The following is a 13,602-nucleotide window of genomic DNA, read 5'->3' on the forward strand; positions in this document are numbered from 1 at the left end:
GCCAGATTGAACTCCGTCTCTCCCCTGTCGCGCAGCATCCGCCGTCGCCCGAAGAGGGCGGCGGACTCACGCAGGATCGCTTCGGCCTCCGTGGTCTGCCCGGCCTCACGCAAGACCTCGGCACGATCGACGTCGATCATCGCCGCGAACGCCACATCGATGAGGATCGGTCGAGCCTTTTGCATCTTCTGGAGCGCGCTCACGAGATCACCGCGCAACATCTGGATGTATCCGACATTGTGCGTCGACTCCGCTGCGTCTATGTCCATGCCCTGGGCGGTGTAAATGCTTGCAGCCACGGAGGCATCCTCGGCCGCTTCGTCGAGTCGCTGGAGTTGGATGCTGACAAGGCAGCGATTGACGAGCAGATTGGCGCGAGCGATTGGTTGGTCGAGCTGGCCGATGGCTCTGGTCAACCAGCGATGAGCGTCGAAAAGCTGCCCGGCCTGCTCCATGATCGAGCCCATCTGGCCGGCCAGCAGCGCGGCCGTCTCCTGATCGATGCCCGGACGTGCCAGCGCCTCGGCGCACATACGCTCGGCCTCCGCGATGGAGCCCGTGCGAGCATGCATAAACGCGAGAGTTCCCAGGATGCGCGCATGCAGGTTCGCGTCGGCGTCATAAGCCGACGCCTTTTCAAGCAGGCGCTTAGCGGCCAAAAACTCTCCGCGGTTTGCGAGCGCGACGGCAACAGCATGGAGCTGTCTTGCCGTGCGGGCCACCGCTCTATCATGGCCGCCGGGCGAGTCACGCGGGAGTCGGGCCCTTCTCGGCCAGGGTCTTGTAGATCTCGGTCCGAGCCTTTCGTAGTGTCGACACGCGATCGCCGGGGTTCGAGAGGGTGCCATCCATCAGGGATGGACCTGCCGCACGAGCCAGCAGTCCTGCGACGTAAGGGGCTGCGAAGGATGTTCCACTCCACAGCGCAAAGCCGCCTTCGAAGTCATCGGGATCAATCGTCTCGCGCCGCTTGCCTCCGCGATCGTCGCGTGTCCCCGCTTGGACACCGCCTTTGAATCGCGGATGGCAGCTCATCACTGCGGCTCCGGGAGCGAAGGTCGTGACCCACGGACCCAGATTGCTGAAGAGGGCCATCGTGCCGTTGGGGTTGAGTGCTCCAACTGAGACGTGCGGAGCCGCATCGGCAGGATCCTCGACGATGAACTCTGCGTCGGGCCATGCCCACAGGGCCGCCGGAAAGGATGGCCGATCGGTTGCGTCGTTTCCCGACGAGCATACGACGGCGCATCCTCGACGTCGGGCGGCGATCAGCAGTTCGCTTAGGGTCTGGTCGAAGAGCCCGTCTTCCGGAGTCTCGTGGTAATAGCCCAGCGACAGATTGATCACGTCGATCTGTCGGCCGCCTTTGTCGGGCTCGAGCGACATCCACTTCACGAGCGATCGGACGGCGAGCATGAAGTCGCCTTCCAGCACGGTGCCCTGGCTGTCGGCCACACGTATCGCGATGATGTCAGCCTCGGGGGAAACCTGCCGGATAATTCCTGCAATGAACGTGCCGTGACCGGCGGACTCGTCGATAGCGCCGTCGAACGGCCCCGCGACATCTCCGATCACTTCCGGATCGGTCGAGGGCTCGGCAATGCCGATCACCCGATCATCGAACTCGGGATACCTCGTCACGATGTCGTCGGGAAGCCACCGGTGCACGCCGCACCCAGTGTCGAGTATGGCGACGACGGGGCGTCTGCCGCCAGGGGCGAGCTCCGCGGTCCTGGTCGGATCAGGACCGATGTACGTGACGACCTGCCGACCTCCGCTGCCGGGCATCACATAGCTCTCCGCTCCCGGCGCATTCACCATGCCGAATGGATTCGTCTTGCCTCCGACAGGGTTCGTCTTACCCCCGACGGGATTGGTCTTGCCGCCGACAGGATCCACCCACAGCACGTGATCGAGCGATACCCCGTCGAGCGAGGCGAGGTTGTCCGTCCCCGCCCGCGCGCGGGCACGCTGAAGCAGCCGCCACGCGTCGATCGGCGGGACGGGTTGGTCATCGCGATCCGGACTTGGTGCGGGAAAGATGCCCACGCGGTAAATCGTGGGCAGGTCGAGCTCGTCGCGCGCACGCTCCGCTCGCGCGATCGCCGGATCCCGGTCGGTCGGCGCGCCGTCCATGGTCTGCAGCTCGAGGCCCCATCCGAAATCCGAAGCGGCGAACCGGAGCGCGGCGAGCAGATCGTCGAGATAGGCGGTGCGAGTGATCAGGAGGTGATCTGGGTCGTACGACGTAGGGTACGCGGTGACGCCGCGCACCGGTTCACTCTTCGGATCGAGCGCCACGCCTCTCGCGCGCGCGGCCTCGTAGCGCTGTCGCCAGCTCGTCGCCGGCCTCGAGGATGCGCTGCGGTCGTCGGGGGCAAGGTCAGTCATCGAGATTCCTCATTCGGGTCACGCCGCGGTCGGGAGCCGCGGCTTCGGTCACACTTCGAACTGGGGGGTCTGGAAGTCGCGCATCTCGCCGTCGTCTCCGCGCACCACGAGCCGGATGCGCGAGACGCCCGGCTTCACATCGTCGAACGCGAACCGGCCGTGCTCGCCGGGCTCTGCCGACCATTCGCGATCACCCTGTGACAGGCGGATGGCGAGGGTCGGAGCATCCACCCATCCGTCCACCCGCCGACCGCCGTCATCCGTCGCGGTGACGTGGACGAGCACATTCGTCGCGCCGTCGCTGAACTGCAGCGTCGCGGTGTCGGCCTCGCCGCGCACCGCGGCCAGCTCCGCACCGTCGACGAGGGTCAGCAACGCGTACTCGCGCGTCAGGTCTTCGACGGCGACGGCAGCCACCATGCGGTCGATCAGATCGACAGGCGCAGGATCGACCGTCTCCCAGACCGAGCGCATTCGTGCGAAGAGCGCCGCGTCGGCGGCGTAGTCCTCAGTGTCCATCGTCATCTCCTCCCGATCCTTCACGTTCGAGCAGGCCTTCGCCTTCCAGTAGTGTGCGGAGCTTGGCAAGGCACCGCTGGCGGGTGGGGCCGATCGAGCCGACCGGCATAGCCATGTCCGCCGCGATGCGCGCGTAATCCGGACGCTCTTCGAAGGCCACGATGCGCAGAAGACGCTGGCACCGCTCGTTGAGCTGACGAACGGCCCGCCACAGCCGATGCGACGAATCGCTGAGCGTCGCGGTCTCCTCTGCCGACTCCGCCGTGGGCAGATGCGGCTCTAGGTACTCGGTCTCGGTCGGATCCGCACGACGCTGCAGCTTGCCGACGCGCCACGCCTCGCGACGCGCGCACGTGGTGAGCCAGCCCGAGATCGCCTGCGGCTCGGTGATGCTCTCATGGCGTCGCACGAGGGTCATCCACGTGGTCTGCACGACGTCCTCGGCGAGCGCCGCATCCAGCCCGTACGCCCGCACGACGTGCCAGAGGGTCGGAGTCATCACGCGCACAAGTTCATCCATCGCCCGTGTGTCGCCCTCGCGCCACCGCGCGAAAAGGGCGGCCGCGCGCTCCCAGCGGGGCACGACGACATCGTCGGCAGAGCCCGCGTCGTGTGAAGAGCCCGGGTCGATCGCCGCCATAGCGCCCATTGTGTCCACAGACAGTACGAGTGCGATAGGGGGCGGGCTGATACACGCGTACCCGCAGCGATGCCGTTTAGACTCCACCCCATGACGTCCGCGCCGCTGCTGTACGTGTGCGTGCGCCCGCAGCAGGGCGCCGCCGCGGCCGAATACGAGTCGTTCCGCACCGCGATGCGGCTCGAGGCCGGCCATCTCGAGATGCACGACCTCGTGCGCGAGCCGCTTCCCGACGACGTGTTCGATCGCTACAGCGGATTCCTCGTCGGCGGCAGCCCGTTCAACGTCACCGACCCCGAGTCGAGCAAGCACGACGTGCAGCGCCGGCTCGAGAAGGATCTCGAACGGATCGCGGGCGGGATCGCCTCCGGCCCTTCGACAGGCTCAGGGACCGGCCCGGCGGGCATGTTCACGTGCTTCGGCATCGGAGTCGTCACCCGGATGCTCGGGGGCGAGGTCAGTCGCGCCTTCCCCGAAGACACCGGCCCGGTCGCCATCTCGCTGACCGTCGAGGGCCAGAAGGACCCGCTCCTGGGGAGCCTGGCCACCCGGTTCGCCGCGCTCACGGCCCACAAGGAGGGCGCGGGCGTCGTCCCGCCCACTGCGACGCTGCTCGCGACGGGTGACGGATGCCCGGTCCAGGCCTATCGCGTCGGCGACCGCCTCTACGCCACCCAGTTCCACCCCGAGCCCACCACCCGCGCGTTCACCGAGCGCATGGCGGTGTACCGCGACGACGGGTACTTCGCCGCGGAGGAGTACGACGTGGTCGCGACGCGGGTGCTCGCAGCATCGGTCACCGAACCGGCTCGGATGCTGCGCGCCTTCGCCCGCGCATTCGGTCCGGCCTGATCAATCGGAGGACGGGCGCAGCAGCCGCAGCACCGCGATGATCACGGTCGGGATCAGGATCAGGTCCGCCACGACCATCGCCGTGACGCCGATCGCGGTGCTCTGCGGCTCGCCCGTGAGCCGCGCAAACCCGAGCCAGGTGAGACCCCACGCGAGGGCGAGCGCCGGAGCGATCCGCCAGCCGCTCAGCCACGAGATCGACAGGCCCAGGATCGCGACCACGATCAGCACAACCACACCCCACACGGTCGCCGCCGACTCCCACTCGGGCTGGCCGATCGTGGTGAGCCATGCGGTGATGTTCGCCACCGTCGCGAGGGTCACCCAGCCCAGGTGGAGCCCCGTGACCCCGTCGATCAGGAGCGAATCGAAGAAGCCGTCACCGGTCACGCGGGTCAGTACGCTCATGCGGAACGTGATGCACAACGCCACGAGCAGCACGACGATCGCGATCACGGTGAGCAGCAGCGTGCCGAACTGCGCGATCACGAGCCACAGGCCGTTGAGCACCATCGTCAGGGCGATCCACCAGCCCATCGCCCGCTGCCGGTCGCGTGCTCGCTGCCCGGGCAAGGCCTGCCAGATCGTGTACGCCACCAGTCCCACGTAGATCGCGGTCCAGATCGAGAACGCCTGCCGAGCCGGGGCGAGGTACGACGCGTCGGCGTCGAGGGCTCCGCCCTGCAGGTCTTGCACCGCCGTACCGCCGAAGAGCCCGGTGCCGACCATCGCCCCGATGATCATGAACACCATCGCCGAGATCACGGCGATCTGGCGCGTCAGGTCGGCGGGGCGGGATGCCGCGGCGAGAGGCTCGTTGCTGGTCATCGCCTGAGGCTCGTTATTGGTCATCGCCTCACCATAGGCGCGCCGAGGGTGCGACGGCACGGGTTGACATGCCAGCCCCTCAGTCGGCAGGACCGATCACGACGGCCGCATCGGGCGGCACGACGACCTCGCCGTCGAGCACCTCAGCCGCAGCATCCGTCGACAGCAGGATGCTGCGACCCTGCGCCGTATCCGATGACGCGACTTCCCATGACACCGCGTCGCGGGTGAGGTTCACCAGCACCGAGATGTCGCCGTGCGCGAGCGCGAACGCGCGCTCGCCGGGGCTTCCGGTGGCGCTCTCGCCGCTCATCGCCCGCAGCGACGCGAACGACGGGTTGGCCAATTCCGGACGCGCCCGCCGGAGCGCGGCGAGGTCTCGATAGAGCTGCAGCAGGCGGGCGTGGTCGCCGTCTGAGCGCTCGGCCCAGTTGAGCTTCGAACGCTCGAACGTCTGCGGATCCTGCGGGTTCGGCACCGCCGATTCGTCCCAGCCCATGCGGGTGAACTCTTCGAGCCGGCCTTTGGCCGTCGCCTCGCCGAGCTCGGGCTCGGGGTGCGACGTGAAGAACTGCCACGGCGTCGAGGCGCCCCACTCCTCGCCCATGAACAGCATCGGGGTGCCCGGCGTGAGCAGGGTCAGCACCGCGGCCACCGCCAGCCGCCCGTAGGGCAGCGACTGACTGAGCCGATCGCCCGCCGCACGATTGCCGATCTGGTCGTGATCCTGCGAGAACGTCACGAGCCGCCACGTCGGCACGCTCGGCGGAATCGGGAAGCCGTGATCGGCGCCGCGGAACGACGAGTAGGTCCCGTTGTGGAAGAACCCCTCCGTCCACACCTTGGGCAGGGCGTCGAGGTCGGCGAAATCCTCGTAGTAGCCCGCCGTCTCGCCGGTCAGGGCGACGTGGACGGCGTGGTGGTAGTCGTCGCTCCACTGTGCCGTGAGCCCGTATCCCCCCGCCTGCCCTTCAGATGCGGAGCGGGGCAGGATCAGCTTCGGGTCGTTCAGGTCGGACTCGGCGATCAGCGTCCGCGGCAGGTCGAGCTGAGCGGAGAGCGCATCGGTGCGGTCTGCCAGCTCCTGCAGGATGTGCACCGGCTGCTCGTCATGGAGGGCGTGCACGGCATCCAGGCGCAGCCCGTCGACGTGGTAGTCGCTCATCCACATGAGCGCGTTCTCGACGATGAACGACCGGACGGCCGGCTCGTCGAGGTTCACCGAGTCGCCCCACGTGTTCCGCTTGCCCTCGCGCAGGTACGGCCCGTACTCGGGCAGGTAGTTGCCGCTCGGCCCGAGGTGGTTGTAGACGACGTCCTGGATCACGGCGAGCCCCGCGGCATGCGCCGCATCGACGAAGCGCTGGTAAGCGGCAGGGCCGCCGTACGCCTCGTGCACCGTGTACCAGAGCACGCCGTCGTAGCCCCAGTTCCAGACGCCGTTGAAGCCGTTGACCGGCAGCAGCTCGACGTGGGTGACGCCGAGCCCGACGAGGTGATCGAGTTCGCCGATCGCGGAGTCCAGGGTGCCGTCGGGCGTGAAGGTCCCGATGTGCAGCTCATAGATGAGACCGCCGGCGAGCTCGCGACCGGTCCAGCCCTGGTCGGTCCACGCGAAACTCGACGGATCGAAGTATGCGGATGCCTCGTGCACCCCGCGGGGCTGCCGTCGCGAGCGCGGGTCGGGCCGCAGGTCGTCGGAGTCGCCGAGCACGAACCCGTACTCGTCACCGTCGGCGAGCGCCTCGCCCGTCTGCCACCACCCGTCCGCGACGGCCGTCAGCTCGACGTCGTCGTGCTCGGGTCGGCGCAGCCGTACCCGCGCCGCCTTCGGCGCCCACACCTCGATCATGGATCCGTCCTCCCTGTCACGGTCATGAGGCGGCGTCTGCCGTGACCAGCAGCGCCACCGGATACGTCTGCAGCAGGTCGGCCACCGCGATCTCGGAGCCCTTGAAGCGGCGACCGGTGAGAGCATCCATCGCCTGCCCGCTATGCCGCAGCAGCACCGTGTCGCCCCAGCCGCCGCGGGCCGCGAGGCCGACGGGCAGGCGCGTGGCGACCGTGAGCGCTCCTCCGCGGTCGAAGGCGATCACATGATCGGATGACCCACCCACGGCCGTCATCGGGGTGTACCGCGTGAAGAGGCCGGGGCGGTCGCGGCGCAGCCGCAGCGCGCGAGAGGTCACGAGCAGCTTGGCCGCAGCCGACGCATCCACGGCGGGGAGCTCGCCCCGCGAAAATCCGTCATCGAGGGCTGCCAGCATCCGCGCCCGCTCTGCGAAATCGACGGGGCGCCGGTTGTCGGGGTCGACGAGCGAGGTCTCCCAGAGCTCCGAGCCCTGATAGACATCGGGAACACCGGGGGCGGTCACCTGCAGCAGCTTCAGTGAGAGCGAGTTCGACCAGCCCGCCGATTCGATCTCGGCGACGAACGTCGAGACGAGCTGGGCGACCGCGGCATCGTCGAACATCGCGTCGACGACCACGTGCATGCCGGCTTCGAAGTCGGCGTCCGGATCCCACCAGCCGGTCGAGGTCGCCGCCTCGCGCGACGCCTTCTCGGCGTAGGCGTGCAGTCTCTCGCGCGAGATCGGCCACGATCCGATCGCCGCCTGGTACAGCAGCGCGTCGAACGGCCCGTCGCCGGTCGAGGCGTGCGTCCGCAGCTCGGTGAGCACTTCGGCCCAGCGCTCGGGCACCTCCGACAGCACGTCCAGACGCGCACGCACGTCTTCGCCGCGCTTCGTGTCGTGGGTCGAGAGGGTCGTCATGGTGCGCGGCCAGGATGCCTGGCGCAGCGCCTGCGCGGAGTGGAAGGCGCCCACCGGCAGGGCGAATACCGACGGATCGCCGCCGACCTCGGTGAGCGAGCCGAGCCGGGTGTACCGGTAGAACGCCGTGTCTTCGACGCCCTTGGCCATCACCGGCCCCGTCGTCTGCTGGAACCGGCGCGCCACCTCGTTCGACGGGTCGGCCAGTACCGGCACGAGCCGCGCGATCTCATCGGCGAGATCGGGACGACGGCGGGATGCCTGAACCGCCGCCGCCTCGAGCTGCTCGCGCCCCGCCGGGAGGTACGAACGATAGACGGGAAAGGAGGCGAGGAGCTCGGCGAGCGCGTCGTGCACCTTCGGTCCCTGAGCTTGTCGAAGGGTCGACGCTTCGACACCCTCAGCGAACGATGCCGGCAGCTCCCGAACCAGCCGGGCGATCTCGGCGCCCTGGATCGTGTCGGCGATCATGCGCTTGGTCTCGTGGATCACCTCGTGATAGTCGGCGCCTGCGCCGCCGCGGAGCGCTGCGTCCAGCACATCCAGCGGCGCCTCCCCCGCGGGATCGATCAGCACGCGGTCGAATTCGGCGAGCGCGTCGTACCCGGTGGTGCCGTCGGTCTCCCACCAGCCGGGCAGCTGCTCGCCGTGCTCGAGGATCTTCTCGACGAGGACGTACGGTTCGGCTCCCGGTCCCTGAGCCTGTCGAAGGGCCGCCGCCAGCCGCTCGAGGTACCCACCCGGGTCCAGGAGGCCGTCGGGATGGTCGATCCGCAGTCCGTCGGCCAGCCCTTCGCGCACCCAGCGCAGCACTTCCGAGTGGGTCTCGTCGAACACCCACGGGATTTCGACGCGCACACCGGCCAGCGTCGTGACGGCGAAGAAGCGCCGGTAGTTCAGCTCGGCGGCCTCGCGTCGCCAGAAGATCAGCTCCCAGTGCTGGGCGTCAACGATCGCGCGCACCGTCTGAACGGCGGTCAGATCGGCACCGGCGGGCACGCTGCCCGGGGCGAGCGGCAGGACGTGCTCGAAATACCGCAGCACTCCGGGGCTCGGCGCCGCATCGCCGGGGCTCTGCTGCTGCGACTGCTGCAGCTCGATCACGAAGTCGGGGAGCGCCTCGTCGAGGGTTCCGCCCAGGATCGGCACGCGCACCTTGCCCTCGCCGAACGCCCAGTCGATGTCGAAGGCCTCGGCGTAGCGCGACTCCTGTCCGTGCGTCAGCACGTCCCACCACCAGGGGTTCTGCAGGGGCTCCGAGATGCCCATGTGATTCGGGACCGTGTCGATCAGGATGCCGAGCCCGGCCGCCCGCGCCGCCGTCGCGAAGCGGTCGAGCCCATCCCTGCCGCCGCGGTCCGGGTCGATGAGGGTCGGATCCACGACGTCATAGCCGTGATCCGAGCCCTCGGTCGCGCGCAGGAGCGGCGAGAGGTAGGCCCACGAGACGCCGAGGTCGCGCAGGTAGCCGGTGACGGCGGCCGCAGCATCCAGATCGAAGCCTCGCCGGATCTGCAGACGGTAGGTCGACAGCGGCTGCTGCGTCACCCCTACCGCTCCATCTCAGTTTTGGGTGAAAGCCCGGGCATCGTCGATTCGGCGAGCGAGGACAGCGAAGCGGCGACCGAGTGATCCACCTCAGGCTCGGGCAGGTCGTGCTCGGAGAGCACCATCAGCGCCTTCGCGTGCAGCCGCACCGTCGACCCCGGATCGAGCGGCTCGGTGTCGGCCTGCTCACCGGCGGTGTCGACCAGGACGTTCCACTTCGGGCTGTATTCGACCGCCGGAATATGGAAGTCGATGATGTCATCACCGGCGTTGAACAGCACCACGAAGTGCAGATCCGAGATCGGCTCGCCACGACGGTCGCGCTCGCGGATCCCGCGACCGTTGAGGAACACGCCCACCGCCCGGCCGAAGCCCGAGTCCCAGTCTTCGGGCTGCATGAGAGAGCCGTCGGGGCGGAGCCACGCGATGTCGGGCAGACCCTGACCCGCCTCCATGCGCACCGGCCGGCCATTGAAGAACCGGCGACGCCGGAAGGTCGGGTGATCGCGTCGGAGGCGCGCGAGCGCCGCGGTGAACTCCACGAGCGGCTGGTCGACGTTCTCCCAGTCGATCCAGGTGATCTCGTTGTCCTGCGCGTAGCCGTTGTTGTTGCCCTGCTGCGTTCGCCCGAGTTCGTCGCCGTGCAGCAGCATAGGCACTCCCTGGCTCAGCAGCATCGTCGCGATGAAGTTGCGCTGCTGACGCGCGCGCATCGTGTTGATCTGCACGTCGTCGGTGGGTCCTTCGACGCCGAAGTTCATCGAGCGGTTGTCGTCGGCGCCATCGCGGCTGTCTTCGCCGTTGGCCTCGTTGTGCTTCTCGCCATAGCTGACGAGGTCGCGCAGAGTGAAGCCGTCGTGCGCGGTGACGAAGTTGACGGATGCCACAGGCCGGCGACCCGAGTGCTCGTACAGGTCGGCCGACCCGGTGAGGCGCGACGCGAACTCGCCCAGCGCCTGGGGCTCGCCGCGCCAGAAGTCGCGGACGGTGTCGCGGTACTTGCCGTTCCACTCCGTCCACTGCGGGGGGAAGTTACCCACCTGGTACCCACCGGGGCCGACATCCCACGGCTCCGCGATGAGCTTGACCTGCGAGACCACCGGGTCTTGCTGCACGAGCTCGAAGAACGTCGCGAGCTTGTTGACGTCGTAGAAGTCGCGCGCGAGCGCCGAGGCCAGGTCGAAGCGGAAGCCGTCGACGTGCATCTCGAGCACCCAGTAGCGCAGCGAATCCATGATCAGCTGCAGCGCGTGCGGGTTGCCGACGTTCAGGCTGTTGCCGGTGCCCGTGTAGTCGGTGTAGTAGCGCTTGTCGTCGGGTTCGAGGCGGTAGTAGGCGGCGTTGTCGATGCCGCGCATCGAGAGCGTGGGGCCCATGTGGTTGCCCTCGGCGGTGTGGTTGTAGACGACATCGAGGATCACCTCGATGCCCGCGTCGTGCAGGGCACGCACCATGCCCTTGAACTCCTCGACCTGCTGGCCGCGCTGACCCATCGACGCGTACGTGTTCTGCGGGGCGAGGAAGGCGATGGTGTTGTAGCCCCAGTAGTTCGAGAGCCCCTTCTCCTCGAGCGTCGAGTCGTTCACGAACTGATGCACCGGCATGAGCTCGATCGCGGTGACGCCGAGTTTCTTGAGGTGATCGATGATGACGGGGTGCCCGACGGCGCTGTAGGTGCCTCGGATCGATTCGGGGATGCCGGGGTGCCGTTCGGTCAGACCCTTGACGTGCGCCTCGTAGATGAACGTCTCGGAGTACGGCGTCTTGGGGAGGCGATCCCCGCCCCAGTCGAAGAAGGGGTTGACCACGACGCCCTTCATCATCGACGCGGCCGAGTCATCGTCGTTGCGCGAGTCGGGGTCGCCGAAGTTGTAGCCGAAGACCTGCTGACCCCACTCCACCTGGCCGTCGACGGCTTTGGCGTACGGATCGAGAAGGAGCTTGTGGGGATTGAAGCGCGCCCCCGAAGCGGGGTCGTTCTCGCCGTGCACCCGATAGCCATAGCGCTGCCCCGGGCGAACCTGCGGCAGGTAGGCGTGCCAGACGAACGCGTCCACATCCAGCAACTCGACGCGGGTCTCTTTGCCCCGATCGCCGAACAGGCAGAGCTCTACCCGTTCCGCGCCCTCGCTGAAGAGAGCGAAATTGGTGCCGTTGCCGTCGAAGGTGGCACCCAGCGGATAAGACGATCCCGGCCATGCCTGCACTGTCGTCCCCCTTTCAAGATCCCTCACCCTAGTCGAGCCAGGTGTCGGGTTCGTCGAGCCGTGTGTCGGGGAATCGTCTGCCATGACTCGAGCCTCACGCATGCGGGCACGGCGACCGCGGGGGTTGACAGCATCCGCTGCGTACTATGTCGCGCCCTGCGGCGGGTGCGCGAGCAGGGCGATCCGCTCGTCGAGATATGCGGCCAGCGGTACGAACCCCGCCGCCGCGCTCCACCGCACACTCGGGGTGCCGTCGATCATCGCGAGGGGTCCGGATGCTGTGCCTCGGCCCACCGCGTCGAGATCGAGCTCGCTCCAGCCGACGTGCACGGCGGTTCCCTCCGCGAACCCGCCACGGAAGGCCGCCGCCGACAGCTCGGCTCGGCGCCGTTGGGTCTCGGCCGTGAACCCACGCGGCGCCTCCTGGCGAGACCGCACGATTTCGGCGGTCGAGAGCACCGCACGGTCGGTGATCAGCAGCACGCCGAGATGCCAGGCGTCACCGCGGTGCACGATCCGCCGAGCACGGGCGACGCCGAGCACCCGACGCGGCGTGACGAGTTCGCCGAGGGCCTCCATGGGCACGTCGACCAGGCGCTCGCGCGCCGAATCGAACACACCGCGCAGAGTGCTCAATTCCCCGAGCTGAGCGGGTCGTACGCGGGACTGGTCACCACGTTGCGGTCGCCGTGCAGCGTCATGCCGATCAGCGGGTAGATCAGCACCGACAGCATCCCGGCGCCCACCAGCGCCGAGGCTATCCCCGGGCTGATGAGCTTCTCGTCGGTGCCGATCGTGGTGACGGCCACGATGATCGGCAGCCCCGTGGCGCCGAGCAGCGTCACGGCCCAGCGGTCGCGTGGCGTGGATCCCACCGGAGCCGCCAGGCGGGAGGGCAGGCCCCGGATCACGAGCAGCAGGATCGCGAAGATGGGCAGCAGCACGAGGATTCGCCAATCGGCCACCAGCGCGCTCAGGTTGAACGTGACGCCGGTGTACAGGAAGAAAAGAGGCACGAAGAATCCGAACGCGATGGCCTCGACCTTGCTCTCGACCGCTTCGCGGTCGGCCTCTTTCGCGCTGCGCATGATGAGCTGCCACACGATCCCCGCGGTGAACGCGCCCAGGAGCATGTCGAGGTCGAGCCAGAGGCTGATGGCGACCAGACACCCGAGGATCAGGAACACCAGCCGCACCGCGAACTGTCCGGATGTGTGGAGCGTGGCATTGACGAAGCGGTGCAGTCTGCCGTGGTCGGCGCGGCCCGCGAGCCAGATCGCCAGGGCTGCGATCAGCACGAACCCGACCAGCACGAGGGTGGCGACCCCGAAGTCGCGGGTACCCAGGAACAGCGAGATCGCGACGAGGGGGCCGAACTCGCCGACGGCGCCGACCGCGGTGATCGCCTGGCCGAACGGGGTGTCGAGTTCTTTCGCGTCGCGGAGGATCGGCATGAGGGTGCCGAGGGCCGTGGAACACAGGGCGACGCCGATCACGACCGCGCCGGCGTCGGGCGAGAGGATGAAGCCGGCGATGATGCCGGCCACCAGGCTGATCAGCCAGCCGAGCGACGCGCGACGCGCGGGCCGACCTGCGATCGCAGCGAAGCGGATCTCGGCGCCGACCATGAAGAACAGCATCGCGAGACCGAAGTCGGCGAGCTGGTCGAACAGATCGATCGGCTCGATCCAGCCGAGGATGCTCGGGCCGGCGATGATGCCCAGCACGAGCTCGAAGACGACGACCGGGATCCGCACCCACCTGCCGAGCCCTCGGGCGACGAGCGGGGCGAGGACTGCGAGGATCGGGAGCAGGAAGAACCCGGAGTGCACGACGCTCATGC

General features: G+C 68.3%; 11 protein-coding genes (1 of these 11 running past the window's edge). 1 reads left to right on the forward strand and 10 read right to left on the reverse strand.

The genetic code is table 11. From position 1 onward, the window contains the following. The 4 genes in view from ACFE6Z_RS15360 to ACFE6Z_RS15375 are tightly spaced (at most 48 nt apart) and all read right to left on the reverse strand, a layout consistent with a single transcriptional unit that may run on beyond the window. A protein-coding gene (locus tag ACFE6Z_RS15360) for a CHAT domain-containing protein (RefSeq protein WP_375386574.1) crosses the window boundary here: on the reverse strand, positions 1-722 show its 5' end (the start). Its footprint begins 1,756 nt before the window's first position; the window shows 722 of its 2,478 coding nt (coding positions 1-722); the start codon lies at positions 720-722; its stop codon lies beyond the left edge, outside the window. Between the two features lie 25 nt (positions 723-747). Continuing rightward, on the reverse strand, positions 748-2,391 hold the full coding sequence (locus ACFE6Z_RS15365) for a S8 family serine peptidase (protein WP_375386575.1): 1,644 nt from the start codon (positions 2,389-2,391) through the stop codon (positions 748-750). Positions 2,392-2,439: 48 nt separating this feature from the next. Beyond that, positions 2,440-2,910 (reverse strand): hypothetical protein, encoded by a 471-nt coding sequence (locus ACFE6Z_RS15370; protein WP_375386576.1) that lies wholly within the window; start codon positions 2,908-2,910, stop codon positions 2,440-2,442. Then, the gene (locus ACFE6Z_RS15375; RefSeq protein WP_375386577.1) at positions 2,900-3,550 is read right to left on the reverse strand and encodes an RNA polymerase sigma factor; all 651 of its coding nucleotides are present in this window, start codon (positions 3,548-3,550) and stop codon (positions 2,900-2,902) included. Before ACFE6Z_RS15375 ends, ACFE6Z_RS15370 begins: the two co-directional genes overlap by 11 nt. Before the next feature lie 90 nt (positions 3,551-3,640). Between ACFE6Z_RS15375 and ACFE6Z_RS15380 the strand changes: the two genes are divergently transcribed. Beyond that, a complete protein-coding gene (locus ACFE6Z_RS15380) occupies positions 3,641-4,402 on the forward strand; it encodes a GMP synthase (RefSeq protein WP_375386578.1) in 762 nt (253 codons plus the stop codon). Here ACFE6Z_RS15380 and ACFE6Z_RS15385 read toward each other — a convergent pair whose 3' ends face one another. The 6 genes from ACFE6Z_RS15385 to ACFE6Z_RS15410 all read right to left on the reverse strand — a co-directional run bounded on the left by ACFE6Z_RS15385 (position 4,403) and on the right by ACFE6Z_RS15410 (position 13,600). Continuing rightward, entirely contained in the window at positions 4,403-5,254 is an 852-nt protein-coding gene (locus tag ACFE6Z_RS15385) for a TspO/MBR family protein (RefSeq protein WP_375386579.1), read from the reverse strand. Between the two features lie 55 nt (positions 5,255-5,309). Then, positions 5,310-7,082, reverse strand: a complete 1,773-nt coding sequence (gene treZ, locus ACFE6Z_RS15390) for a malto-oligosyltrehalose trehalohydrolase (RefSeq protein ID WP_375386580.1) — start codon at positions 7,080-7,082, stop codon at positions 5,310-5,312. Positions 7,083-7,104: 22 nt separating this feature from the next. Further along, entirely contained in the window at positions 7,105-9,552 is a 2,448-nt protein-coding gene (gene treY, locus ACFE6Z_RS15395) for a malto-oligosyltrehalose synthase (protein WP_375386581.1), read from the reverse strand. Between the two features lie 2 nt (positions 9,553-9,554). After that, positions 9,555-11,759, reverse strand: a complete 2,205-nt coding sequence (gene glgX / locus ACFE6Z_RS15400; protein ID WP_375386582.1) for a glycogen debranching protein GlgX — start codon at positions 11,757-11,759, stop codon at positions 9,555-9,557. 144 nt (positions 11,760-11,903) lie between these two features. Continuing rightward, entirely contained in the window at positions 11,904-12,395 is a 492-nt protein-coding gene (locus ACFE6Z_RS15405) for a glutaminase (RefSeq protein ID WP_375386583.1), read from the reverse strand. Then, positions 12,392-13,600 carry a cation:proton antiporter gene (locus tag ACFE6Z_RS15410; RefSeq protein WP_375386584.1) on the reverse strand — a complete coding sequence of 403 codons (1,209 nt, stop codon included), beginning with the start codon at positions 13,598-13,600 and terminating at the stop codon, positions 12,392-12,394. Before ACFE6Z_RS15410 ends, ACFE6Z_RS15405 begins: the two co-directional genes overlap by 4 nt. Positions 13,601-13,602 lie beyond the last annotated feature (2 nt).

It is taken from the genome of uncultured Microbacterium sp. (assembly GCF_964244775.1).
Classification (GTDB): domain Bacteria; phylum Actinomycetota; class Actinomycetes; order Actinomycetales; family Microbacteriaceae; genus Microbacterium.